Raw genomic sequence first — 26,479 nt, forward strand, 5'->3', positions numbered from 1 at the left:
TTTTAAGGAGACTAGGACAGTGAAGGAATGCAGGTGAAATTTTTGAATATATTATTAGTTGATGATAGTGAAGATGATCGATATTTTTTAAAGCGCACACTCAAAAGCTGCGAACGCGAATGGTATGTAATGGAGGCTGAGTCAGCAGAGCAGGGGTTAGACGCCTTGCAACTCGGAAACATTGATATTGTATTATTAGACTATTCTTTACCTGGTAGTGATGGGCTCAGCATACTGACATCACTCAATCATCTTTATCCGTCACTGCCAATTATAATGCTCACTGGACAAGGCAGTGAAAAAGTAGCAGCAGAATCAATAAAAAAAGGGGCGTCTGACTACATTAGTAAAAATGGCCTCACTAAATTGTCTCTTATGAAGTCAATCAAGAATGCTTTGGACTCAGCTCGTTTGCATAAAAGAATTGAGGAAAAAAATCGAGAGTTATCTCAGTTTGCTTATGTGTTAGCCCATGATTTAAAGCAGCCTGCAAATGCCATCAGCAGAATGAGTGGTTTGGTGGCTTTGAATTATCAAGATTCTATCCCTGATAGTTTGCAAAAGAAGCTAGAACTCATAAATCAATCGTCTAAACAAATGTACGATCTTATCAATGCACTGGTTTGTTATACGCGGCTAGATCTGGGCGAATCGCATCTTTTTGAAGCGACAGATATCGACAAATGTATCGAGCTTGCTAAAAGTAATTTGAAATCTCAAATAGAGTCTGTCGACGCGGTATTTGAGTGTGGCGCTTTTCCTTCAATCACAGCTATTCCAAGTTTTGTAGTTCAGTTATTTCAAAATTTATTTGAAAACTCGATTAAATATTGTGAGGTTCAGCCTGTTATCAAAATTGCCTGCGAAACAACCCCAACTTATTGGCATTTCACTGTGCAAGACAATGGTTTAGGTATACCTAGCAATGCTAGGCAAAAAGTATTTGAACCATTGGCGCGTTTACATAATAAAGACGTGTATTTAGGGTCTGGGCTCGGATTAGCAACAGCTAAAAGAATAGTGAACATACATTGTGGAGAGATATATTTTTCTGACAGTGGTGATGAAATTGGAAGCAAACTCAACTTTACAGTGTCTCGAAACCTAACGATAGCACAAGGAGTATAAACACAGTGCCGAGGAGCTGTTGGTAAGTCTGCGAGCAATTTTACTTTTTATAAGGAGAGGAATGTGTTGTTAGTTAGGATTATTGCTGTATTTACTTTAGTGATGGCATTAAATAGTGAAGCGAAAAACGTACTCATTGTAGAGACTCTACAGGTTCCCATTATAACGACACATACCAAACATATTATGTCGACATTAAAGCGCTTAGATGAGCTGGTCAATGTGGAGGTGTTTGACGGCAACGGCCAAAGTAGTTTAATTGAGAGTCATATCAAGCAGCAGTTGGCGTGTGACTGCTTTGATTTGTTGGTAGCAAACGGGACGTTAGCAGCAAAAATTGGTAATAAAGTTTTAAAAAATAAAGGTATTCCCATGGTATTTATCACTGTAGCTGACCCTGAAGGCGCAGGGTTGTTACTGAAAACAGATCCCAGTAACGATTTTATTACGGGCAAAGTGTATTCTGTAGAAAGGGGGACGAAATTAGAGATAGTAAATCAACTATTCCATAGGAAGGAAGTAAACATTGGGATTGTTGCAACAAGTTATTCAGCAGCATTGACAGACATTGCACGCATAGAGGAAATTGCTAAGGATTATAACAATATTCAATTGATTAAAAATATAGTTGAATATAACGATGGGAATACTGAAGCTTTAAAATCTACTTACACTCAGGCTTATTCTAATGCTGAGAAAATGAAGTCTAAAATAGACTTTTTTTGGTCTGTTAATGGCCCTTTTAGTGAAAAAAGTGAATTTGTTCCGTTTATGTCAGGGCTCAAACCAGTTTTATATGGTGCAAATATTAGCTCGGTGAAACAAGGTGCTTTATTTACGGTAATTCCTGACCCAAAGGAAGCAGGAGCTGAAGTTGCGAAAATGGCACTACGTATTTTGAATGGTATGCACCCAAGCCATATTGAAGCAGGTTCGACAAAGAAAAACATTTTGGCTTTTAACATTAAGACGGCCACATCTTTGGGTATTGTTATTCCATTTAGCTTGCTCAAACTAGCGGGTGAGCATGTTTATCACTAGTTGGGCGATGATATGAAGCTGAAATACCTGCTTTTTATTGTTTTTTTGCCGATTGTTGTTATTGGTCCAGCAGCTGTGGGTGTTATTGCCTATCAATTTATCGAACAAACAACCTTTGATAAGTTGAGATTGATTAATGATATTCATACCAAGGATTTTATCGGTTTGCATGTGGAGTCAAGAAACCAAGCTTTAATAAAAAATAAGCTAGATGGCTATGCAGATTATGTAGACGCTTACAAACAAGAGGTACTTTTAGAGATTAATCAGAACTATGAACATTATGATGGCAGTTTTCTAGTTTTTGATAATACGCTAGAAAGGTGGTTTTACAACAGTGCTTACTTAAATGTCGCGTCGTTAGACGCGTTGCAACCATTAGATATTGGAAATGCTGATGAAGCTGAACTAATAGAGCTAGGAGGTGAGCTTTATTTTTATACAAGACATTCATATGAACCTTGGCAGTGGGAGATCTTCGGAATATATCCCTTAGCCAAAACCAGTGACCTGTTATTAGAAATTGGTTTTGTGGTTTTTTGGGTCTGTGTGTTTATTTTGGTTTTACTGTTTTTAATAACATCATTCATTTACCGCTATCTGTTTATTGCTCCTCTACATAAAATTACTCAATTTTCTGAAAATGTAGCCAGATTAAAATTGGACGACAAGCTGGTAATTAGCTCGCCACTTGAGTTTGCCATGTTAAGTCAGTCGCTAGAAAAAATGCGAGTTAAACTGGGTGATAACATCGAAAAAATAGAAACAGCCAATGAAGAGTTGAGTCAATTTTCGTATCGCACATCACATGATTTAAAGTCACCGCTCACGGCGTCAAAGCAATTAGCCAAGTATGTACTAGAAGATATGGAAGCGGGTAACTTAACGGAGGCCAAAAACAATGTGGAAAGGATTTTTAATCAAGCCAGCAAGCTAGAATCTTTAGTAGATGATATTTTGTCTTTAACTCGCGTGGATCTGCAAACAGAAGAAAATCAAGCATTTGATATTCATGACTTGATAGAAGAAATTAAAGTAAAAAGAGATGCATTTTTTCACAGTAAAGAGGTGGATTTCGAGGTTTCTGTTGCACTCCACCCACCAGTAATCTTAGGTCAGCGTGCACGGTATAAACAAATCATTGAAAACCTTCTATCGAATGCATTTAAATATATAGACAGTGCCAAATCTAACCATTTTGTGAAGATCACTGTTAAAGGTGATGGAGCAGACTGGTTGGTAATCGAGGTGGAAGATAACGGTGTGGGTATCCCAGAGGCACACCATGATGAAGTATTTGAGATGTTTAAACGCTTTCACCCTCATTTATCGTCAGGGTCTGGGCTCGGCTTGGCCATAGTTAAAAAGCACGTCGATAAAATGCAAGGTTACATCAAGTTTGAAACGTCCAAAAAGGGGACGCGTTTTTTGATCTATCTAAAAAGGAATACATAATGGATCCATTTTCTATTTTAATTGTTGATGATAATGAGGATGATAGATACATCCTAAAGCGGCAGTTGAATAGTGCACAGCTACCCATCAGTAAAGTTTTCGAAGCGAGTGATGGCCAAAAGGCGGTCGACTTTTTTGAAAACGATAAAGAGTTATTCGATTTATTTGATACGCTTTACCCACCTAAATTTGTTTTTTTAGATATTAATATGCCTTTAATGAATGGATTTGAGTTTTTAGAGCAGTTTGAAGTGATTAGAAAAAAGTTTGCTTTGGACGCCATCATTATTGTTATGTTTAGTAGTTCTGAAAGAGAAAAAGACAAACAAGTCGCGTTAAGCCATTCTTTTGTTAAAGGCTATTTTATTAAAGGGTCATTTGGTGTTAATAACCTTACAGAGCAAATTACCTTGCTTGCACAAAGCTGAATTGTTTGATTCCATAGAGCTGACAAATTACGAGGGATACTATTTGTCAGTCTTGCCACCAAGTTGGCTGATTTCTGTTTGACTGTTTACCACAGATAGATGCCCTGAGTTTCTTTGCTCATCTTCAAGTAACTGTTTTACTTTTTGCTCCGTCATGGGCTGATAAAACAAATACCCTTGCAAAAAATGGATATTCAGCTCGTTACAGGCCGAGGTTTGTGGTGCGGTTTCTACGCCTTCGGCAACCATTTTAAAGTCAAGTTTAGAGAGCATATAGGCCAACCCTTTGAGCATATCATGGTTGGTTGAGTCCGGATGTGAGATACTTTGAATGATTGAACGGTCAATTTTAACCATTTTGATGGGCGATTTCAGTAAATGGGGAAGTGAAGAAAAACCCGTGCCAAAATCGTCCAGTGCCAGATTCACCCCATGCTCTGATAGTGTGGTTAAAGTTTCATTGATGATGGAGCAATCTTGCAATAACGCTGACTCTGTGAGCTCGAGGATCAATTTATTTGCTGGGATACTTAGCTGGCTGAGCGTTTCAATCACCATGTACGAAAACCCACTGGTAGCGAGTTGATTTGCAGAGATGTTGATTGCCAGTTTGAGGTCATAGCGGTCTGTTTTAAGCATACCTGCAAATTGTCCGAGTGCTGACTCGAGTACCCATTTACCGATAGATTGGATCAGTTCGGTTTCTTCAGCGATAGGAATAAACTCATTAGGCAGTTGTGTTGTCTGTGCAAAAGGCCAGCGGATCAATGCCTCTATGATTTCAATTTTTTCTGTTTTACTGTTGATGATGGGTTGATAGTTGAGTTGAAAATCATGATTAAATGCGGCTTGCCTAAGTTCGGTCTCTACCTTGTATTTGAGTAAAAAAGTCTCTTGGACATTGTCTTGAAAAATTTCAATATGTTCACCACTTTGACGCTTGGCACGATACATGGCGATATCAGCAAGTTTGATTAAATCTTTCGCGTGTTCTGCGTTAATGGGGGCTAAAGCAATGCCAATGCTGGCAGTGCAATGAATGGCATGTCCATCTAATTCAAAAGGTATTTCAAACGTGCTTAATATACGTTTAGCAATCACTTTAGTCTGAGAAATATTGGTGAGTTCGCCACAGGCAAACGCAAATTCGTCACCTCCAAGGCGGGCTAATAACTCATTTTCTCTTAATATCTCTTTGATTCTGCCTGCAACGGCTATTAGCAGTCTGTCTCCAGCATCATGACCAAAATGATCATTAATGTGTTTAAACTTATCTAAGTCGAGCATCATAACTGCGACAATTTCGTCATTCCGTCTAGTACGGGTTAGCAATAGGCGGCTGAGAACCTCTTCAAAATGAAAGCGATTGTATAGCCCTGTGAGGGTATCTTTCTCGGCTAAGTCTTTTATGTGTTGATAGCTATCGTGGAGTTGTTGCTCAAGTTCATGGCGTTTTCTGGCTTGCAAGATGGAGCGTGCAAGTTGTGAGCTGGTAATTTCGTGTTTGAGCAAAAAATCTTGTGCCCCCGCGTTGATGCAATCTAGTACGAGCTGGTGATCATAAAGGTTACTGATCATCACTATGGCGGTGTGCTTGAGGTGACAGTCTCCACGTAAATCAATGATGGCTTCAACACCATTGACTAAAGGCATGTTAAAGTCGAGCAAAATGACATCAAACTGCATGTCTTGGATTAATTGATAAGCTTCTACCAGACTATTGGCCTCAACAATATCGTAATGCTGTTGCTCGCCAGAGAGTGTTTTGATTACGGTTTTTCTATCAATGGCATCATCATCAACGACGAGTAGCTTAGTATAAGTCATAAATATCTTTCCCTGTTCAGTCCGTAACCCAATACTAATCAGTATAAATTACTATACTCACTCTTAACTCTAGACTAAGGCTTATATAATTGTAGGCTTTAGCTAAAATTAGGAATAAAAAATTCCCAATGGTGATTTTTCGGGGCTATTAAGTCGGATAGTTGTCTTTTTTGTGTACAAACGCTGTCCTACTGTGTATGAATATTAGGTAAATGGGTGCAGCTGGTAATAACGACAGGAATGAAAAAGATGGAATACATTTTTGCAGTGGCTTTATTCGCCTTTTCTACCTCCATCACGCCGGGACCAAATAATATTATGGTGATGACCAGTGGGGTAAATTTTGGCGTTAAAAAGACATTACCGCTGTTATCGGGTATTTGTGTAGGCTTTAGTGTCATGCTGATGGTGGTTGGACTTGGATTTGGTCAACTCTTTTCGCTCTTTCCCAGCTTACATTTCATTATCAAGTGTGCTGGTGTGCTCTATCTTTTTTACTTGGCATGGCTCATTGCCCGCACTGCGGCTGGTGAGTTGGAACATAAAACACAGCAGCCAATGACTTTTATTAACGGTGCTTTATTTCAGTGGGTCAACGCGAAGGCTTGGATAGTCGCAACAGGTGCCATTGCGGCGTTTACAACAGTGGGTGAAGGATATCTATTGCAAAATATCACCATAGCATTGGTCTTTTTGGTGGCTGCATTTCCGTGTGTTGGAAGCTGGCTGTTATGTGGCACGGCCCTAAAGCGTGTGTTCACTCAAGGTAAAGCCAGACAAGTATTTAATTATGTTATGGCTGGACTGCTTGTATTGTCGGTTGTGCCTGTTATTAGTGAAATATTTACACAAGTGAAGAAGAGTATGTTATGAGTATTGACGTCACCGTAGTACATGGCGATTTGTTAGAGCAAAAAGTGGATGCGATAGTAAATAGCTGGAATCGCAATATCATTCCTTGGTGGTTATTGCTGCCACAGGGCGTATCAGGGGCAATTAAACGAAAAGCGGGGACTATGCCTTTTAAAGAGGTTGCAAAGTTTGGTGCAATCCCGCTTGGTGAAGCTAGGCTGACTTCTGCGGGTAGCTTGGATTATAAAGGCATTATTCACGTTGCGGGCATAAATTTATGCTGGTTTGCCACACAATATTCAGTGACGCAGTCTGTTAAGAGTGCCATTTTGCTTGCTCAGCAACAAGATTTTAAGCACATTGCAATGCCTTTGATTGGTGCAGGTTCTGGTAACCGCTCTACACGATGGTCTTATCAATGTATTATGAATACACTCGATCAGTTAGATAGCCCAGTTGCGGTGAAACTGGTTAAATTTACCGCGGATTAGTTTAAATTATTGTCATAACATCCCGTTTTTAATATGCTTTTTGTAGTTTATCATTTTACTCTCACCTATACTGAGCGTTTCAAACTCTAAGCAAATTGACTGCCTTTACAGTGGAGGCCTTTTGAATATTGTCATCATTGAAGATGAACCTGCAATTGCAGATACATTGACACATGTACTTGAGATGGATGGCTTCAATGTCGTCTGGTTCAATACCGCGGGGGCTGGCCTTACTCACTTACAAACTAACCAATCGGACTTATTGATTCTTGATGTTGGCTTACCTGATGGTAATGGCTTTGAATTATGTAAACAGATCCGAGAATTTTCGGCATTGCCTATTATATTCTTAACTGCCCGCGCTGACGAAATTGACCGTGTTGTAGGGTTAGAGATTGGGGCAGATGATTATGTTACTAAGCCATTTAGCCCAAGAGAGATGCTCGCTCGAGTAAAGCTCAGACTCAAGCCTCGTCAAACATCATTGCCCGCAGCAGTAAAGAAATTATCAAGTGGCTTAGTGTCTGAAAACTATGATTTTTATAAAGGTGGTGTTGGGCTTGGTTTGACTGCGCTGGAGTTTAGGGTGTTGGACGCATTGTTGCAGTCATCACCGCGCATATTGAGTCGTCAACAATTGATGGATTTTGCCCAGATGCCAGCAGAAGAGGCTTATGAGCGCAATATTGATTCTCATATTAAAGCCATTCGTAACAAGCTTAAAGCAGTAGATATGAGCGAACACCTTAAGACCAAACGTGGATTTGGGTATTATTTTGAATACTCGGAGTTATGATGCAGCGATGGCCTAAAATTCCGCTTGGGATCAGATTGTTTTTGCTCTATTTCGTTATTGTGATCATGACGACTTACTTTGTTAGCTCGACGCTTATCAAAGAAATTAAGCCAACGGTTAGACAGACAACAGAAGAAACCTTGGTAGATATGGCGAATTTGCTCGCTGTGCTGATTGCGGATGATTTGGCAAATGACACACTACAAAACAGTAAAATAGCTGATTTACTCCAGCAGTTTGGTAATCGTAGTGTAGATGCGGCGATTTGGGGCGTAGATAAAAAGTCGATGACTCATCGTATTTACGTTACTGATAGTCATGGGATTGTCGTGGCGGACTCGTGGCAGCAAGATATTGGCAGTGACTTTTCTAGGTGGAATGACGTTTATCTGACTTTGCGAGGCGAGTACGGCGCGCGTTCAACGGCTACTGACCCCAACGACCCACTTTCAACGGTGATGCATGTTGCGGCACCGATTATCCATCAAGGTAAAACCATCGGCAGTTTGACGGTTGCTAAGGCTAATCGCTCTGTTCAGCCTTTTATAGAGCTCTCCAAGGAGCGAGTGTTTAATTGGCTGGGCATAATGAGCGTGATGGTTTTATTGGTTGGTGCCGTGGTAGCTTGGCGGATTAACTCAGCACTGAAAAAACTGTCTGTCTACGCGTATAAAATGGGGCGAGGCGAAAAGGCAAGTAAACCGACTTTTAGGGTGTTTTACGAATATGCGCAACTCAGTGATGCGCTTTCTGAGATGAGAAATCAGCTAGATGGCAAAGATTACGTCGCCACGTATGTTGAAACTTTAACTCACGAACTCAAGAGCCCACTGTCTGGGATTAAAGGCGCCAGTGAATTGCTCCAAATGCCCCTCGAAGAGAGGAAGCGGCAACAATTTGCAAGCAACATTGAGCGCGAGTCTGCGCGGATGCAATCCTTAATTGATAAATTACTGGTATTGGCAAAACTTGAAAAGCAGCCTGAACTTGAGCAAACCAGCGATATTCAAAGCCGTGATTTGGTCAATTCAGTTGCAGATATCTTGAGCATTAAGCTTGAGCAAAAATCAGTGAAGTATCAGTTTGATGACAGTCAAAATATTGCGCTTGTCGGAGATGAGTTTTTACTACGCCAAGCCTTATTGAATCTGTTTGATAATGCGTTAGATTTTATTGTAGAGGGCGGCGAGATCACAGTGCGCATTGAGCCGCGAGACAAGCATTGCTGCTTTGTGATTTTTAACCAAGGCGAACACATACCCGACTATGCATTACCTCGTTTAACAGAGCGGTTTTATTCACTGCCAAGAGCCAATGGCAATAAAAGCACAGGGCTTGGGCTGAATTTTGTTGAGCAAGTGGCTAAGTTACACTTTGGCTATTTAAATGTTTGCAATCAGCCAGAGGGCGTTGAAGTCACACTCGCGATTAAAACTCCATAAAGACTCCATATTAACTCCACAGAGATACCAAACGAGATTGATACAGTGTTGGTAAACCTGAGGAGTTAATTATGAATAATCACAATAAAGAAAAAATCGGAATTAAGTTTGCCACTTTAATTGGCGTGTTACTTTTTCTGATGATCCCCATCATGTTCATTGCCGATTTAATTGATGAACGAAGTTCAATACAGCAACAAGTGCAACAAGAAATTGCCAAAAGCAGCAGTGACGAGCAGCGTCTGATTGGCCCGTTTTTATACATAGAATACGAGCGGGAAGTAATGCGTAATCAGGAAACCAAAACCATTAAAAATAAGGCGTTTGTTCTGCCTGACACACTGAAAGTTCATGCAAAGTTAGATACGTTTGAGAAGTATCGTAGCATTTATAAAGCCACTTTATACCGCTCTATTAATACCATCTCCGGTGAATTTTCAGTGGCGCATCTTAATGAGCTTGAGGCTGACAAAATACTGTCAGTAAATTTGGTGTTTGGTATTCAAGATATTCGCGGCATAGGTCTAGATTCTGTGCTTAAAGTAGCGAACAAAGAAGTAGACATGTTACCAGGCACTCTGCTTACCAGCATAAAAGAGGGAGTTCATGCGCCAATTGCTGTTTCTGCGTTATCACAAGAAACATTGGCTTTCTCTGCTGATTTACATTTGCAAGGCATGATCCGCCTTGCTGTGTCGCCGCTTGGCAGTGAAACCCATGTAAGCATGTCAGCAAACTGGCCTCACCCTAGTTTTGAAGGAGAGTATTTACCACTGAGTTCGGACATCAGTGACGAAGCTTTTACTGCGCGTTGGCAAGCTAGTTATTTCTCTACCAACATGCAAAGCATATTTACCAGTTGCGTGATGCGTAATGAATGTACAGAACTTATGAACCGTACTTTGGGCGTTGCCCTTGTTGACCCGGTTGATCATTATTTAAAAAGTCATCGCGCTATTAACTATGCACTGTTGGTTATTTTACTTGTAATGGCAAGCTTCTTTTTACTCGAATTGGTGCGCTCAGAGCCTATTCACCCTGTGCAATACGGCTTTGTAGGGGTCACCTTGGCCATTTTTTACTTGTTACTGATCTCTTTGAGTGAACACCTGGGTTTTGGCCTTGCGTATGTGATTTCAACATTGAGTGCAACAGGTTTGCTTGGTTGGTATGTAGCTGGAGTATTAAACAATGCCAAATTAGGTGTGTACTTTAGTCTTGGCTTGGCGATGTTATACAGCTTGCTGTATGGCATGTTAGGGGCAGAGGACTATGCACTCCTTATGGGTAGCTTAATGTGCTTTATTGTCTTGTCATTAGTGATGATTTTAACTCGCAAAGTGAACTGGTATGGCTCGGCTCAGCAATCCGTCAGTAAGACTACATGTGAAACCGATCATGAGAGTATATCTAAGACTTAACACTGTACATAAAATATAAAAATCAATCATTAAGACGTATTTATTTAAAGGGAGTATGTGTGGCAAACTTGTTGGTTTTTTGCAGTAATAACGATGGAGATTGTATTTATGCTAGAACTTTCGATTTTGCCACTTTTTGTGATGACCTGTTTAATACTCGCGGTGTCACCAGGGCCCGATCTGGTCCTTATTTCTGCTTACTCGTCTGGGCAAGGTGTATTAGCAGGAGTCAGAATATCCATTGGTATTTTTGTCGCAGGCATTGTACAAACTCTTGCTGTCGCTTTGGGACTGGGTCAATTAATGCAACAGTTTCCTCCTTTGGTCATGATTATAAAAATGCTGGGTGCGCTGTATTTGGCGTGGCTTGGCGTGACTATGCTGCGCACATGGTGGGCGAATGCTCAACAGCATGAAAACGTAGTACAAACCCCGAGCCTATCGTCTAGTAATCTGGTTTTAAAAGGGTTTTTAAATAATTTGATGAATCCAAAAGCCATCTTATTTTTTAGTGTGTTCTTAGTGCAATTTACCAATGATGCACAGCCAATGAGTATGCAGATCATCATTTTAGGCGTGTTGCTATGTACGATTGTATTGCTGGTTAACTTTGTTTTTTCATTTGTTTTCAGTAAGGTAGCAAAGATATTTGCAAGAAAGATTAATATTAGCCAACATTTTGATGGCATTTTAGGTGCGCTGTTTTTGGCGCTGGCAGCAAGGTTAGCGCTGTCAAAATAACATCACAACGGGATATGCAATGACAACAATTAAAACCTTGGACACTGAACGGCTCAGGCTAGTTGCGCCAAATGAAGCGTGCTTAGATGCCTATTTGCAGTTTTATACTGATGGTAGTGCATCAAAAATGTACGGCGGGCCGATTGAGCCAGCAAAAGTGCTCGCTAGACTTAAAGCCGACCTGGGGTGTTGGGCTTTATATGGTTTTGGGGTGTGGGCTATACAAGAAAAAGAAACTGGGCGCTATATTGGCACATGTGGTTTTTGGCGCGGATACAACTGGCCAACGGAACTGACCTGGTGGTTGTTGCCTGAGGGGCGTGGCAAAGGCTACGCCCTTGAGGCGTCTAAAGTGGCGATTGAGTATGCTTATGCAGAGTTAAAGTTTACACAAGTACAAACTTATATGAACGATGACAATGTAGCTGCGCGAGCATTGGTTGAGCGCTTAGGAGGCGTTAAAACGGACAGGTACTGCTTCCCAGATGGGGTGTATCGCGATATTTTTACGATTGCTAAATAAAAGGAATTCACCATTTAGAGAAGAGCCGATGGCTTGAAATAAAGCCATCGCTGATTTTACTCGCTTGCCAAGTTGCCTATTCGTTTTTGGGCGCGACCTTCACACCTTCATATGCTGCAATGATATCTGACACGTCATTGTCACCGCGATTAATACGTTGGTAGTGAGCGATGGTTTTACTTAAATAGGCTTTTGCATTGGCAGAGGATTGCGCATCACTAAATTGCCATATCGCTTCACCTACAGGTGAGATTGAGTGTGCTTGTACTGCAGGGCTATTGGTGATTTTCAGTATTTCGTAATAGCGTTTATTTTCGCTAATTAATGTCTCATTAATCAGATTCAAATTGAGGTGATTAAGCGTTTGTCTCAAAGTATAAAGGTGATGCACAGGACAGAGTAAAAACTCGATGTCAGAACTTGGATTATTGGCGAGTATGTGTTTGATAAATCGACCACATAGGTCACCGCCAACACCGGCAATAATGACAAGGTGCTTCCCTGGTTTTTCCTTAAGGGGGAGTTTTGCAACATCCATACAATGGGTTTGCCATTGCGTACGTTTGTCTGCGTAAAACTCTTCTAGTTTAGCCTCTAAAGCCTGCATTAAATGGGGGACAATATCAACAAAATGCACCGTCGCATCAAGGTTTTTATCTAGTAGATTTGCGCCCAAAAAGCCATGATCACAACAGCAATCCCAAATGTGTGAGTATTGGTTGTCAACAAGCTGGCTAATTTGTGCAAGTCGTTTACCTAACTTCATTTATCGCTCACTTTTAATTTGATAGCGTGCTAAAAACATATCGACGGTTTCTTCAATGACCTTGTCTTGGGTGATGTGAGCATCAAGCTCAAAACCATACAGGCGAGGGTAAAAAATAAAGGACTTTAACTGAAAGACAAATTGCTTGGCTGCGAAAGTAATATCATCGACTTCCAGTTGCTTTGCGGTGATTGCGTGGTCAATAAAGGTTTCGAAGTAGCGCATACAGCCCACTTTGGTGTTATTTAAGTGTGCAGCCATATCTGGGTTTTGCAACAGTTCTAAAAAAGCCACCCGCGCGATGCGCAAAAAGGGAGCAGAGGTCAACATGTCTGCTTCTGATTTTGCGATGTCGATAAGCTGATCGCGCATAGGTTTGTCATTCGTATAAACAAGCTCTTGGTCTTGGGTTACTTGGCTGAGCATGTTTTCAATCACGGCGTAAAGTAGCGCTTCTTTGCTATCAAAGTGATTATATACAGTGCGTTTAGATACTTCTGCGGTTTGGGCAACCAAATCCATACTAGTTTGTTGCGCACCGTGTTCAGCAAATAAATGTTCTGCTGCATGAATGATTTGTAAGCGTTTTTTCTCTGATAGCTTCATCAATTAACTCCTCACTTTGATGGGGCTAGTGTAGCTGAAATCAATAAAACTTGCACTGTGTAGTTTACTTTTATTGTTTCTTGTGTAAAACTGCACCGTGTAGTTTACTTTTTGTGGTGGCATATGAAAGCTAAATATAAAGTGTCTTTTGTAGCAGCAGTATTATTTGGATTAACGGTTGGAGGATGTTCTATGGTGTCAAATTTAGACGCACAAGTGAATGAAGCGGGTTATCGCTCAACACAATTTAAAGAAGGCCAGTTTCACAACACCAATGAAACCCAACCGCCAAGTTTAAGTAAAACACTGGGTATTTTTTGGCGCTTTATAACGGAGTCAAAAACTTCGCCTGTGCCTAACAAGCCATTACCTATGGTGCAACAGACTAAATCCATGTTGTCAGAGCTATCGGACACACAAGTCCACATGATCAAGTTAGGCCACTCATCTGTCTTATTAAAAGTGTACGGTAAATATTGGTTGTTAGATCCGGTGTTCTCTAAACGCGCATCGCCATTTAGTTTTGCAGGGCCTGAGCGCTTTCAAGAAACACCTATCTCTCTTGAAGACTTACCGCCAATTGAGCGTATTTTAATTTCTCACAATCACTACGATCATTTAGATAAAGACAGCGTGTTGGCTTTGATGGATAAAACGCAGGAAATTTTTGTTCCACTTGGCGTGGAAGGGGACCTTGCTCAGTGGGGAGTAGATAAAGCCAAGATTAAAGTATTTGACTGGTGGCAGGAGCATGTTGACAGCGAGAGCTTGGTCGCCTTTGTGCCGACACAGCATTTTTCTGGCAGGGGACTGGGCGATGGGAATAAAACGTTGTGGGGCTCATGGGTAATAAAAGCGGGTGAGCAAAGTCTTTATTTTAGCGGTGATTCTGGGTATTTCGATGGCTTTAAAGACATAGGCCGACGCTACGGGCCATTTAACTACACCTTTATTGAAACGGGTGCCTATGATAAAGATTGGGCTGATATCCACATGACGCCCGAACAAAGCGTGCAAGCACATATTGATTTGAATGCAGGGGTCATGTTGCCTATTCATAATGGTACGTTCGACTTGGCATTCCACGCTTGGTATGAGCCGTTAGAGCGTGTATCTAAAGCTGCTCAACTGCATCAGGTGACAATCAATACGCCCATTGTTGGCGAAGTACTTACTGCCGGAGAGGCGCATAATAATGCCTTTTGGTGGAAATCTTTCATGTCTAACGGTTAACACCCGACATGTGTTTGTATAGTATACCGGTCCAAGTTAATAATAATTTGGACCTTATTTATGCATACAGAAACAGAGCAAGCCACCATTACCATCGTCGATCGTCAACTTGAGGCTTATAATAATCAAGATATTGACGCCTTTGCTGCAACGTACAGCGATGATGTAGAAATTTACCAATCACAAACTTTAGTGTTCAAAGGTAAAGGTGCCTTGATTGAACGCTATGGCAAAAAATTTGCCAGCTTAAGCTACTTGCACGCAACTTCATTAAAGCGCATTGTGCACGAGCACTTTTTAATTGATCATGAGTTGGCTGAGTCATCGACATTACCAAGCAAAGAGGTTGATAAAAGCATTAAGGTGATAGCAGCTTACGAGGTGAAAGATGGCCTTATTTGCAAAGTGACGTTTATGGGTTAATGATTTAAATAGTCTGTGACGTTTACAGAGTTTTTGATATTGATTATTATTATCAATATCAAAGATCAAGTTATATTGAGTTATGGACTATCATCAGGTGATTGCCAAAGATGTATTTGAACAAGCATATCAAACTGCCAGCGCTGAGTTTGCAGTAAAGTCAATGATACTCAAGCATAGTCCTGCCAATATTGATAACCTCACAGATTACATTGATGCTGGACGCAAATTTATATCAGTATGCTTAAGCGGTCATGATCCGCTACATACTGCACAATTGCGTATGTGGTTTAGACGCAATCTAGTTTTAAATTCTAACAGGGGCTCAGCAAATTTAAAGTTTAAACATATTTGCCGTGCAGAGCTGAGAAGCATAGATAAGCATCTAAAAGTCGTCTTTTCATATTATGGTAGTAATATTACCCCCTTGTTGCCACCAGTGAGGTAATATAGAGGGCAACTGGCTACCTTAGCTTATTTACAGTTTCTAGTAAGTCAGAAGAGAGCTTTATTAAATAGTCTTTACCGTATTGTTTGTTTTCAAGTTCGTCGTATAAAAATGCAGGTAGGTCATTAACATACTCATCACTTAAACTTGCAATACCCAATGCACACGCTGCGACAGTATCCACATCACCGCCAAATGCCACCGATTTGATTAACAGCTCAGAATAGCTTTTGGCATTCAATAACACGGTCAGTAGTGCGTTGATGGTTTCATAGCCGCAGCATGCGACCTCTTTTTGCCACTGACGGTCCCACTCAATTTCGGTATGAGACTGAACAAAATCGGCAAGTTGCTGTTTAGGCCCTATTTGGTAATAAAAGAAGTGACTGGCCAGCGCAACAGCTTGAGATGAGTTGATACCAATGTTGGTATTATGGGTGAGTTTAGCTTGTAATTTGGCTTTGCTAAGTACATCTTCAATGTTTGGGAATAGGCCAATCGGAACTGAGCGCATTGCAGCACCATTGGCTTTGCTATTGGGCTTAATTTTGGCTAAAAACTCATCAGCTGAATTAATTGATTCCAAAAATGCATAAAAGCCTTTGGAATAGCCAAGGCGCTTGTCTCGTTTAAAGCATTCAATAAATTTTTGTGTGATGGTGTATTCATCCCAAGGCGCTGAGCTTATTATGAGTTCTGCAAGCGCTAACGACATTTGGGTGTCATCTGTGTAGTGGCCAGGCGCGATGCCTAGTCCATGCTCATGATAGGCTGTTAAATTATTAAAATTCACAACTTTCTCTTTGCTTGCAAATTCAAAACCAGCGCCGTAAGCATCGCCGATTGCGATTTCAAGTAGCATAAGGTGTCCCTTATTTTTTTAGTTATTTTTTAACTTTCAACTTTATCCATGATTATCTGGCTATTTTTTCATGAAAAAAGAGAATGCAATATTTTGCCAAATTGAGCCTGAACTATAAATGATAAATATGTGAGAAGAGTGTGTTTAAAACAAGGTTCAAATGGTGAATTTTACTTATTCAATATATGTATACCTGTATCGTGTAAAAGCCACCTTTACCCATACGATTGCGTGGTGCATTTGCAATCATCACAGTGAGTTGAGCAACTTAAATGATGTGGCTGAGAACTGGAGGCTATTTATCCTAATTCCTCACGGAAAAAGTTAATGCAAGCGTTGAGGAAAAAACACACATGAGTCAAGCGCTACAAATATCGCACAGATGAATAAAAATAAAGCTAATGTTGGTTTTTAACAAATTCGTTGTCTCAATTGTGCCAGAATAGGGAAGCAGTTAATTCCTTAAGTTTAGCAAGTTTGCTAAAATGCGAGACTTAAAGGCATACTTTTGAGGAATTCATGAAACACTGGGCTGTACGTATATCCGTTTTAATACTCATCATTTTAGTTGCAAGGCAACCAGACCTTGAACTGGAAAACCCCGGAAAAGTTATCTCTTACAAAGGATTAGTCCAACCTACCGATTATAGAGGTGTGACTAACGAAACTTGTACAGCAAACAGATTGACGTCTGTTGAACATCCATTTATCGAGAATACCCTGCCTGCAATAGGAAAAGCATTTGAATTGGGTGCAGATACAGTACACCTGAATGTACATGCCACAGCGGATAAACAGCTGGCTATATTTCATGACTGGACTCTTGATTGTCGCACGAACGGCGAAGGAGTGACGTCAAAGCAAACCATGGAATACCTAAAAACTTTAGATGCAGGTTATGGTTATAGTGTCGGTGAAGAGGAAGCGTACCCACTCAGGGGCAAAGGTGTTGGCCTAATTCCTTCATTATCTGAAGTACTTACACAATTCCCGGAAAAGTCGTTTTTACTTAATGTGAAAACAGCAGGTCCTGAGTCAATAGAAGTTGTGACAAGCCATTTAAATAAGCTGACTGCTGAGCAGCGCAGCCGAATTAGCTTTATGGGTATTCAAAGTATATCGGAGGAGATTGTTGAGCAATTCCCTGAGCAAATGACGTATTCAAAAGAAGTGGGTAAACGCTGTCTTGTAAAGTATATCTTTATTGGTTGGTCGCGTTATTATCCTGGCTCCTGTAGTAATACAACGCTCGTTATTCCAGAACAGTTTGGTAAGATTTTGTGGGGATGGCCAGAGCAATTTGCGGCCCGAGCTCAGCAAAATGGTAGTGAAGTTTACTTATATCAAACAAAACAGCCTTATTCACCAAAAAGTGATTTAAGAGAGCAAGGGATTGGTATTTTTACTGCTGATATGTTTGGTGTTTCTAGTCAAGATTAAGTTTTAAATATCTATATTTAATTAAGTAATATAAGTTATTATATTAATATTTTAACTTAATTTTTTATATTATTATTTTCTTGTGCTATATTCTGTGTGATTTTTAACTATACATAAAGGGAATATGTATGAAACTCAGAAAAACACTTTCGGCGATTGCTTTACTTTTATCTGCATCTGGCGCCTATGCGCAAGATTATGTAGGTGGTTTAAATATTGATACAGCGAATTTAGTTTGGTCATCAAACAATAGTTACAGCAGTGGTCAGGTGGTTAGAGAGGGCAGTTCAGGAGATTTGTATCTAGCAAAAGTTGGTATTAATGCCAGTGATAGTAACCTGTCTCCTAGTGATGATTCACGTTGGGTATTATTATTAAAAGGGGACGTTCATTCAGGGGATACGATTAAGATTCCAGAGTCAGGTAAAGTCATATTTGTAACCAGCCAAGAATATAGTGGTTATGATGTTTATGGTAGAGATAAAGCTGATGAATTTTGTCAAACTGCAGCTGATTCGTCGGTGAATGTACCTAGCGGTGTTTATACAGCTTGGAATATTTCAAATGCGGCTTCGCCTATTGCTACGTCTAAAGCATATTATTTATTAGATGGCACTCAAGTCGTAAATCAAGGGAGTGATTTAAAGCTATATAGTTCTATTCTTCATCCAATCAATCTTGATGAATCTTTGAGTCAAGTTAACGCGAGTGTATGGACTGAAGAGGACACAGGTTGGACTTGTTACGCAGGACCAGGTCAATCTTTCCCAAGTTTTGTAGGTAACTCCTCGAGTGCTAATGTTTATTGGTCAGCCTACGGTGGTAGCTATCAGTGCACAAGCAAAGCGAGGCTCTACTGCGCTCAAAAATAAAGATGTGTAGTCATTAGAGGTTGCTTAGCAACCTCTTTGTACTGATTTGTTAAATTTTAGTACACATCTCGCACATAACGTTTTTGTTTTTTAAGGCTTGCGACATAGGCTTGGGCCTGCGCTTCATCAAAACCGCCGTGCTTGGCAATGACGTCATGCAAGGCTTTATCAACGTCTTTTGCCATTCTGAACGCATCACCACACACATAAAAATAGGCACCGCGTTCTAGCCAGCTAAAGAGCTCTTTGCCTTGTTCTTGCATTTTGTCTTGTACATAGACTTTTTGCGCTTGGTCACGAGAGAATGCTAAATCTAAACGAGTAAGTATGCCGCTTTGCTGCATTTGCTCGAGTTCTTCTTGGTATAAAAAGTCACATGACTGTTGTCTATCGCCAAAAAACAACCAGTTATCACCAGTGGCTTGAGTGGCTGCGCGTTCTTCTAAAAAGCCCCTAAATGGCGCAATACCGGTTCCTGGACCGACCATGATAATTGGCGATGATTGGTCTTCAGGTACCGAAAAATGTTTGTTTGGTGCAAAGTAGCATTTCACTTTATCACCGGGTTTACAGACGTCGGCCAAAAAGGTGGAGCAGACTCCATTGTGGGCGCGGTTTTCTTGCTCATAACGGACGCTGGCGATGGTCAAATGCACTTGATTGTCATGTTTTTTTATACTCGAAGAGATTGAATAAGCTCTTGGTGCAAGCGGTTTGGCTAAACGAATAAAGTCGCTTGCGGTAAATGCATTGGGCGCATACTTTCTTAATAAGTCGACACAATCAAGCCCCCAGATAAAATCATTTAAGGCTTGAGCGTCTTCCTCTAGTTTAGTGATAAATATTGCGTCACCGCTTCGAGCGGCCACTTCAGCGACAAACTCTTTGCTAGGTATGCGTATCTCTAAATGTTCACTAAAAATAGTTTGTAGCTCAAGCGTATGACCGTCGTACTGCTCTTGCTGCTCAGGGCGTGCCCCAAGTAATGCGATTAATTCTTCGACCAAATCAGCGCGGTTAACAGGGATTAAATTAATGGCATCCCCCGCGTCATACACTTCTTTTGAATCAAGTAACGAAAACTCGTAGTGGCATGTCTCCTTACCAGAACCTGTCTTATTCAGTGTATAGGCATGGATCAATTCGGCTTCGAATGGGTTTTCTCGGGTGAATTTAGGTTTGGCTTTTTTGCTTGCTACAGGTGGTGGACTGGCGACAACTTCACTCTGCCCATTAGTACCCTTTTGTGCAATGGTGGGTAAGGTTTCAGCGATCCACTCGTGAGCGGGTGACTCAAAGGCCACATCACAATCAACTCTATCAGCGATACGTGTTGCGCCAAGTGCTTCAAGGCGTTCATCCCATTGAATGCCTGCAAGGCAAAAATCATCGTAATTGGTGTCACCAAGGGCAAGCACCGAAAAATAGGTGTTGACGAAGCGAGGCGCAGTGTCACTGGAGATATCATCCCACAGTGCTTGTGCGTTATCAGGCATCTCGCCTTCACCATATGTACTGGTGATCACCAGTAGTCGTTCAGCTTGGCTGAGCTGAGTCAATTCAGCATCATCCATATCAAGTACCACAGGGGAAAGGCCGTGGTTTTTAGCAATTTCAGCGGCTTCTTCGGCAACACCCTCAGCATTTCCTGTCTGAGAACCATAAATGATGGTAATGGGTTTAACCTGTTGCTGTGGTGCGTTGGTGGTTGATACATGTTCTTCTTTGACTAGTAAGCGAGTGTGTAGTCCAGCTAAAAAACCGCCTAGCCACTGTCTTTGATCGTCGTTAAATGGGATATCCTGTGGTAAAAACGGGACTTTTTTGTTGCTTTTAATTTGTTCCATAATCTTCTCCTACTTACGCAGCGTATCTGACGGCTTCTGAAAGTACATGGCAATAATGTGTGGCGAGTAACTCATTTAAACAACGGTATTCACGTAAGGCTTGTTGTACCGCTTTGTCTCTGTGAATGATCCACACGCTTGTTCCAATCGCTGGTGAGTCACATACCTCCCTGAGTGAGAGAGCTTCTTTGTAGTCTTGCACACGCTTTTGCGCCAGTAAGCAACTAAGCGCTTGGTCGTCATAACTGGCAAGTGCTTCTTTGGCATCTTTAGCCAAGGCATCGATGAGTTTGTGGTCTAAAGTATCAAACAAATAATGTGCGCTTACCTCTGTATAGCCTTGCGCATGTTGCTTTTGCACCAGCTGATCTGCTCTGTGCAAAATTCCTGCGCTGCTAATGTATCGATAAACAAGATCGGTATCGCAGTCACCATATGCAGGAAGTTCGCCGTCAAATAAGCTGACATTGGTGTTGTGATAGTCTTGATATGCATGCTTTATTGTTTTAACTGACTGATCAGCCCAGCCTTGTGATAGCTCTTCCAACATGGCTCGTCTATTGAGCGTTTGCACAATGCGATCCGCACAGTGATACTGGAACAGCGCATTTGGGATTAACACATAAAAGTGTTGCTTGGCTGTTTGCCAGCCATCCAAAAGCGCCTTAACTTTTAAGGAACTTGTTGCTGTAACATGATCAGTTAAGTGTTGTAATAATGCTTGCTCTTGTCCTTTGCAAAGCGCGTTGTCTTCTCCTAGTTGCAAAGCGGTGACTGAATCTTGAGAGCACAGCTCACTTATCCGACCTGACGGGTCATACTGATAAGCGGTACCCCCGCTCATGCCGTTACCAAAGCCCTTTCCATATGCGCCGATATTCACAATGGCACCATTGGTCATATACTCGCAGCAAAAGTCGCCAACGCCTTCAATTACAGCAACGGCACCTGAGTTTCTTACGCCAAATCGATCTCCCGCTTGACCATTGACGTAAAGCTGCCCACCTGTTGCACCAAACAAGGCAAAGTTTCCAATGAGGACATTTTCTTCGATTGAATTTTGGCCACTGCTGACAATGATTTGTCCGCCACTTGCTCCTTTTCCTACGCCATCATTACAAGTGCCTATATGTCTTAATAGCATGCCTGAGTTATTAAAAGCACCATAACTTTGACCCGCAGAGCCGGTGGTATGCAGTTTAATGCTATTAGGCTTGAGTGTTTTACGGCCATTTTCAAGGCACATTATGGCGGGGTGGTTTTCAATGTCGGTATCCGATAAGCGGTAATTCAAAATACGCTCAATGTCGATAGCCAATTGACCACCCACGGTTTTATTACAGTTGTTAAGCTTGACTGGCTCGCTTTCAAACTGTGTTAGCTTGGTGGCAAGAAAATGACTTTCTAATTGTTGTAACCATGTACTGTCGATATCAAAATTGGCTTCCAAATAAATTGGTGTAGTAATCTTTATTTCTTGAGCAGGTTTGAGCATTGCTGTCATATCTAGCTTACCGACCATGGCAGGGTGAGATACTAAATGCAAAAGATCTGAGCGTCCTCGAATTTCAGCTAAAGAGCGATAACCAATGCTGGCTAAGATTTCACGAACTTCGTGGGCCACATTCATAAAGTACTGTGCAAGCGCTCTTGGGTCGCCACGATATACTTCTGGGTTTGTGGTCAATCCAGCTGGGCATTTTAAATTACAGTTTTTGGCCATCACACATTTGAGCATCATCAGAGCGGTGGTACCAAATTCAAAGGAATCCCCTCCAAGCATCGCTGATTTAACCACGTCACTACCGGTTTGGTGTGCATTAGAGCAGCGAAGCGTTATTTTGTCGCGTAAGCCATTTTCGGCCAGTGCTTGATGCACTTCCGCGATGCCAATATCAGCAGCGCGCCCAGTATGTTTTAAACTGGTTACTTGCGCAGCGCCTGTACCGCCGGTATTACCTGCGACATTGATAACATCTGCGCCAGCCTTGGCGACACCCACAGCAATAGTGCCAATGCCTTCAGAAGATACTAGCTTGACAATGACACGTACCCGCGCGGCTTTCGCATCATGAATTAACTGACCTAAATCTTCGATTGAATAGGTGTCATGATGTGGTGGAGGAGAGACCAGCTCGACGCCAGGCGTGCCACCTCTCGCAGCGGCGATCACTACGTTGACTTTTGGCGCTGGCAGTTGTCCACCTTCGCCTGGTTTTGCGCCTTGGCCAATTTTGATTTCGATTTCTTGCAGCGCAGGATCGGCAAGATAGCCAGTCCAAACGCCAAAGCGTCCAGAGGCGAACTGTTTTATTTTACTGGCTTTGACCGTATTGTAGCGGCGCGAGTTTTCGCCGCCTTCACCTGAGTTGCTCATGGCTCCAGCGATGTTTGTGCCTTGTGCAACGGCTTCATGGGCCTTTTCGACCAATGCGCCATGGCTCATGGCACCTGAGGCGAATGTTGCTGTGATCTCATGAGCGGGTTGCACATCAGTAAGAGAAATTTGATCTGCACCGCTTATTAATTTGCTACATAGTTTATCAAGTGTGGAGTTAGTTCGCGTTTCAATGAGTATTTTGTCATTGGCTGGTAGAACTTCATACACTTCTGTTTTGAATAGCTGGTTGAGCGCCTCAGCCAGACAGTGATTGGTATCTGTATTATTGGCACTATGGCTCAATAACCATTTGTGCTGTGCGATAGGTTCAACATTTAATCCCCTTACATGCACTTGGAAGGAGCCCGAAATTTCAATCAACTTGAGGGCATCAATAAATGCTTGTGTATTATTGAGTTGGGTAAAATCCAAGGGGAGGGCGAGCACATCACGCAGCGCCGCCGGCCGGTGGTGACGTTCAATTAGTAAGTTGTGGCTGAACTCTCTGTAAGCTTGCGTTATTTTAAATTGCGCAATTTGCTCAGGTGTTCTGGCTTCGAAACCTAAGTCCTTATAACCATCGTCGTCAGGCAAGATCACACCAGTGTCGGTGGATTCCAATTGAGACTCATCAATATATTGGATTTTCTCTTCCGTCATATTAATGTATTCGCGTACGGCGGTTGTACCAAAGCTGTGACCCGCACCTTGCGCACGCTCTTTGAATAAACCGAGTACAGGTATTTGATCTTCAGCTTGGACTTCAAATACTTTTTTATGCCAGCTCACTGCACTTTCGACAAGGTCTTTAAAGCGCGCCCCACCAACCGGAGAGTGAATATTGGGGAAAATTACTTTGAGTAATGGATCGTGTGTATCTATGAAGTTGGCCTCAAAAAACTCGCCGCCAATGTAGCTCTCAACGGTACACAAGCCGAATTTACCCATGGTTTTCATCAAGGCTTTTTCAGCGGCTTTTTGATACCGAGCCAGTGCATCGAGCACAGCTTGTTCATTTTCGAATAGTTCAACAGCGCGATTGTAGACCGTGATAGGGCAAACAGCTGATGCACCAAATCCAAGTAGGCAAGCAAGATCATGGGTGCTGGCAGCTTGACCGGTATGGCAAACTAAGCTGGTATTAAAGCGTAGCCCCTCAGCGATTAATTTTTGATTAATGGTCGCAACAGCTAATAATGCCGGAATAGCGGCCTGCTGATGGGTAACCGCTTGGTCACTCAAGATGATAATATCGCAACCGTCTTGAGCTAATTGCTCGGCGCGACAAGCCAGAGTTTTGAGTGCATCAAGCAATTGCTGTTGATGGTCTATATGTTCTGGATCAACATTAAACAGCATAGGCAAAGTACTCACCTTGAGTGCTGTTTGGGTAGTGATCTTCGCCAAATCTTGAGGTTTTAAAAGCGGTGAGTTGAGCACAATTTGGCGGTGGCTAGTTGGACTAATATTGGGCTTTGCGCCCAGCGCTACACGCAATGTCATGCCATCGACTTCGCGAATGCTATCTAGTGGCGGATTTGTCACTTGTGCAAAACGCTGACTAAAGTAGCGTGATACACCTCCTTCTTCACGAGTAAGCACATTGGGAGCCAGACCATAGCCCATTGCTGATATTTTTTCAGAGCCATCTTGCAGCATTGGGTCAAGCATAAACTTAAAGCTTTCTTGGTTCATGCTATATGCAACATGCTGCGCTGCAATATTGAGTTGAGCATTTTGCGTCAAGTCACTACATTCAACAGCAGGGATCTCTTCTAGCGTGAGTCTTGCTTTGTCTAACAAGGCCGTATAATCATGCTCTGCAGCGAGCTCTTCTAAGATTTGAGCTGTAAGTTTTATTTCTTTATGTTGATGATCGAAGACAATCATGCCGCCAGCTTCAATGCGGCCTCTACGAACAATTTCCTCTTCGGGAAAGTCAATTTGTCCAGCTTCGCTCATTACTGCGAGATAGTCATGGGTTTCAACGCTTCGAAGTGGTCTCAGCCCCAGTCTATCTAATCGTGCGCCAACCTTTACGCCGTCGCCAAAAATAAAGGCAGCGGGGCCGTCGTTTTTTTCCTCATATAATGAGAAGTACTCAAGCATAGCACGCACAGGCTTAGACAAGCTTTCATCGTTTTCCCAAGCTGGAGGCATCATAGCCAGCGCAGCCACATCAATCGGCATATCATCTTCGATAACACGCCTTGCAAGGGTTTGATCAAGCCGAGCCGAGTCCGATTGGCCTGCTGGAAATATTAAACGTTTGTTTTTGTATTTTGCGATGGCATTTTCACTGAGTCTGTTTTTCCTATCAGTATTTAACTCGCCATTGTGTGCCATTCTTCGAAATGGTTGCGCAAACATAGGATTAGGCGCTGTATTGGTCGAAAACCGAGTATGAAAAAATAAAGTGTGAACCTGCTGTTCTGGATCGCTGAGATCTTTGAAATAGGGGATTACTTCCCAGCTATTTAATCGACCCTTCAATACTTGCGTTTGTGAGCTCATTGATAGTGGATACAATCCGCGAAGAGACTCGGTGGTAAACGCATGAAGCTCAATATCTTCTAGTGCTTGATGTATTAGCGACTCAAAAACGGATTGACTGCTAATATGAACGGGTCTTGTAAAAACAAATTGTTTTATTACTAATTGTGCTTTTTGACTGTCAGGGTTGAGTACAGAGCTATCCGTCTCGACATCTCGTGTTGTTATGACTTCTAGTTTATGTTCAGTCAGGACTCGATTAATCAATGATATTGCTTCTTCACGATTGGCAATGTCATTGGGTAAGAAAAAGTTGGCGACGCCAAACTCACCTAATTCAAGGTTTGAGTGTTGAGTCACTTTTCTAAAAAATGTGAGAGATAAATCAATATTTACACCAGCGCCATCGCCAATTCCTTCGGCATTCATACCACCTCTATGTGGGATCATACATAGTGCCTGATGTGCGTGTTGGATAAGTTGATGTGTTTTTAAGCTCTGCTTGTGAGTAATAAAGCCGACACCACAACTAGACTTATCGAGGTCTTTATCAAATAAATATCGTTTCATAGTGTACCCAATTCAGTAAAACGGGTGTGCTCATCTTAGTTATTGGCATTAAAAACGAGCTACACATTTTTTAAGCAGGCTTACCAAGCTACTTCTTTGTGAATTTATATGCAAATGATAAATATTTGTATTCTCTTGTTTGTGGAGTGTTAGGTTGTTTTTATCGTTTTAATATAAATTTAGTGTTTTATAAGGCTTTGTTTTTTATTGTTTTTTTATTAATTCTTGACTGTTTTAAGAGTGAGTTGAATATTTTTCACGCTTGTGAATTTTTATTGTGTCTCTTGCTTTTGTACTTGAGGCTTTTTATATAACTATCAGAGATATTGAGAGAATATGTTTGAGTCTAAAAAATAGCCTTGCTGAATGACTTGTCCTGTGTTAGCTTAAGCAC

The 26,479-nt window shown here is 41.6% G+C and carries 22 protein-coding genes; 16 read left to right on the forward strand and 6 right to left on the reverse strand.

What is annotated here, in order from left to right; genetic code table 11:
• Nucleotides 1-33 precede the first annotated feature (33 nt).
• From S4054249_RS07810 to S4054249_RS07825, 4 genes are all read left to right on the forward strand, one after another.
• Nucleotides 34-1,128 carry a sensor histidine kinase gene (locus tag S4054249_RS07810; protein WP_167354833.1) on the forward strand — a complete coding sequence of 365 codons (1,095 nt, stop codon included), beginning with the start codon at nt 34-36 and terminating at the stop codon, nt 1,126-1,128.
• A 63-nt stretch (nt 1,129-1,191) separates the two neighbouring features.
• Nucleotides 1,192-2,169 (forward strand): ABC transporter substrate-binding protein, encoded by a 978-nt coding sequence (locus tag S4054249_RS07815; protein WP_046357930.1) that lies wholly within the window; start codon nt 1,192-1,194, stop codon nt 2,167-2,169.
• Nucleotides 2,170-2,181: 12 nt separating this feature from the next.
• Nucleotides 2,182-3,624 (forward strand): sensor histidine kinase, encoded by a 1,443-nt coding sequence (locus tag S4054249_RS07820; RefSeq protein ID WP_052961127.1) that lies wholly within the window; start codon nt 2,182-2,184, stop codon nt 3,622-3,624.
• Entirely contained in the window at nt 3,624-4,052 is a 429-nt protein-coding gene (locus S4054249_RS07825; RefSeq protein ID WP_046357929.1) for a response regulator, read from the forward strand. Before S4054249_RS07820 ends, S4054249_RS07825 begins: the two co-directional genes overlap by 1 nt.
• A gap of 39 nt (nt 4,053-4,091) precedes the next feature.
• On the opposite strand, the gene S4054249_RS07830 is transcribed toward S4054249_RS07825, so the two are convergent.
• Complete coding sequence (locus S4054249_RS07830; RefSeq protein WP_052961126.1) at nt 4,092-5,879, reverse strand: putative bifunctional diguanylate cyclase/phosphodiesterase; 1,788 nt, start codon at nt 5,877-5,879, stop codon at nt 4,092-4,094.
• Between the two features lie 249 nt (nt 5,880-6,128).
• Between S4054249_RS07830 and S4054249_RS07835 the strand changes: the two genes are divergently transcribed.
• The 7 genes from S4054249_RS07835 to S4054249_RS07865 all read left to right on the forward strand — a co-directional run bounded on the left by S4054249_RS07835 (nt 6,129) and on the right by S4054249_RS07865 (nt 12,145).
• A complete protein-coding gene (locus tag S4054249_RS07835) occupies nt 6,129-6,752 on the forward strand; it encodes a LysE family translocator (protein WP_046357928.1) in 624 nt (207 codons plus the stop codon).
• Nucleotides 6,749-7,222: a macro domain-containing protein gene (locus S4054249_RS07840; protein WP_196764507.1), complete on the forward strand. Its 474-nt coding sequence runs from the start codon at nt 6,749-6,751 to the stop codon at nt 7,220-7,222. Before S4054249_RS07835 ends, S4054249_RS07840 begins: the two co-directional genes overlap by 4 nt.
• Nucleotides 7,223-7,343: 121 nt before the next feature.
• Nucleotides 7,344-8,018: a response regulator gene (locus S4054249_RS07845; protein ID WP_046357927.1), complete on the forward strand. Its 675-nt coding sequence runs from the start codon at nt 7,344-7,346 to the stop codon at nt 8,016-8,018.
• Complete coding sequence (creC, locus tag S4054249_RS07850; RefSeq protein WP_046357926.1) at nt 8,018-9,460, forward strand: two-component system sensor histidine kinase CreC; 1,443 nt, start codon at nt 8,018-8,020, stop codon at nt 9,458-9,460. The genes S4054249_RS07845 and creC overlap by 1 nt, the downstream gene beginning before the upstream one ends.
• 71 nt (nt 9,461-9,531) lie before the next feature.
• Nucleotides 9,532-10,881 carry a cell envelope integrity protein CreD gene (gene creD, locus S4054249_RS07855; protein WP_046357925.1) on the forward strand — a complete coding sequence of 450 codons (1,350 nt, stop codon included), beginning with the start codon at nt 9,532-9,534 and terminating at the stop codon, nt 10,879-10,881.
• A gap of 108 nt (nt 10,882-10,989) precedes the next feature.
• Nucleotides 10,990-11,622, forward strand: a complete 633-nt coding sequence (locus tag S4054249_RS07860; protein WP_046357924.1) for a LysE family translocator — start codon at nt 10,990-10,992, stop codon at nt 11,620-11,622.
• A 19-nt stretch (nt 11,623-11,641) separates the two neighbouring features.
• Nucleotides 11,642-12,145 (forward strand): GNAT family N-acetyltransferase, encoded by a 504-nt coding sequence (locus tag S4054249_RS07865; protein ID WP_046357923.1) that lies wholly within the window; start codon nt 11,642-11,644, stop codon nt 12,143-12,145.
• A gap of 76 nt (nt 12,146-12,221) precedes the next feature.
• Here the strand turns inward: S4054249_RS07865 and S4054249_RS07870 are convergent, their stop codons facing one another.
• A complete protein-coding gene (locus S4054249_RS07870) occupies nt 12,222-12,911 on the reverse strand; it encodes a tRNA (adenine(22)-N(1))-methyltransferase (RefSeq protein WP_046357922.1) in 690 nt (229 codons plus the stop codon).
• Nucleotides 12,912-13,517, reverse strand: coding sequence for a TetR/AcrR family transcriptional regulator (locus S4054249_RS07875; protein WP_046357921.1), 606 nt, complete (start codon nt 13,515-13,517; stop codon nt 12,912-12,914). It abuts the gene before it with no gap.
• Nucleotides 13,518-13,709: 192 nt separating this feature from the next.
• On the opposite strand from S4054249_RS07875, the gene S4054249_RS07880 reads away from it, so the two are divergent.
• The 3 genes from S4054249_RS07880 (at nt 13,710) to S4054249_RS07890 (ending at nt 15,621) form a co-directional block, all read left to right on the forward strand.
• Complete coding sequence (locus S4054249_RS07880; RefSeq protein WP_046357951.1) at nt 13,710-14,750, forward strand: MBL fold metallo-hydrolase; 1,041 nt, start codon at nt 13,710-13,712, stop codon at nt 14,748-14,750.
• Between the two features lie 60 nt (nt 14,751-14,810).
• A complete protein-coding gene (locus S4054249_RS07885; RefSeq protein WP_046357920.1) occupies nt 14,811-15,173 on the forward strand; it encodes a nuclear transport factor 2 family protein in 363 nt (120 codons plus the stop codon).
• A gap of 82 nt (nt 15,174-15,255) precedes the next feature.
• The gene (locus tag S4054249_RS07890) at nt 15,256-15,621 is read left to right on the forward strand and encodes a hypothetical protein (RefSeq protein ID WP_046357919.1); all 366 of its coding nucleotides are present in this window, start codon (nt 15,256-15,258) and stop codon (nt 15,619-15,621) included.
• 16 nt (nt 15,622-15,637) lie between these two features.
• Here the strand turns inward: S4054249_RS07890 and S4054249_RS07895 are convergent, their stop codons facing one another.
• Nucleotides 15,638-16,483 (reverse strand): ADP-ribosylglycohydrolase family protein, encoded by an 846-nt coding sequence (locus tag S4054249_RS07895; protein ID WP_046357918.1) that lies wholly within the window; start codon nt 16,481-16,483, stop codon nt 15,638-15,640.
• Between the two features lie 519 nt (nt 16,484-17,002).
• Between S4054249_RS07895 and S4054249_RS07900 the strand changes: the two genes are divergently transcribed.
• Complete coding sequence (locus S4054249_RS07900; RefSeq protein WP_052961125.1) at nt 17,003-17,923, forward strand: glycerophosphodiester phosphodiesterase family protein; 921 nt, start codon at nt 17,003-17,005, stop codon at nt 17,921-17,923.
• A 128-nt stretch (nt 17,924-18,051) separates the two neighbouring features.
• Nucleotides 18,052-18,795 carry a hypothetical protein gene (locus S4054249_RS07905; protein ID WP_046357240.1) on the forward strand — a complete coding sequence of 248 codons (744 nt, stop codon included), beginning with the start codon at nt 18,052-18,054 and terminating at the stop codon, nt 18,793-18,795.
• Nucleotides 18,796-18,851: 56 nt separating this feature from the next.
• Here the strand turns inward: S4054249_RS07905 and S4054249_RS07910 are convergent, their stop codons facing one another.
• Nucleotides 18,852-20,642: a sulfite reductase subunit alpha gene (locus S4054249_RS07910; RefSeq protein ID WP_046357241.1), complete on the reverse strand. Its 1,791-nt coding sequence runs from the start codon at nt 20,640-20,642 to the stop codon at nt 18,852-18,854.
• A gap of 13 nt (nt 20,643-20,655) precedes the next feature.
• Nucleotides 20,656-26,085, reverse strand: a complete 5,430-nt coding sequence (locus tag S4054249_RS07915; protein ID WP_046357242.1) for a glutamate synthase-related protein — start codon at nt 26,083-26,085, stop codon at nt 20,656-20,658.
• Between the last annotated feature and the right edge of the window lie 394 nt (nt 26,086-26,479).

The organism is Pseudoalteromonas luteoviolacea (genome assembly GCF_001750165.1).
Taxonomy (GTDB): Bacteria; Pseudomonadota; Gammaproteobacteria; order Enterobacterales; family Alteromonadaceae; genus Pseudoalteromonas; species Pseudoalteromonas luteoviolacea_G.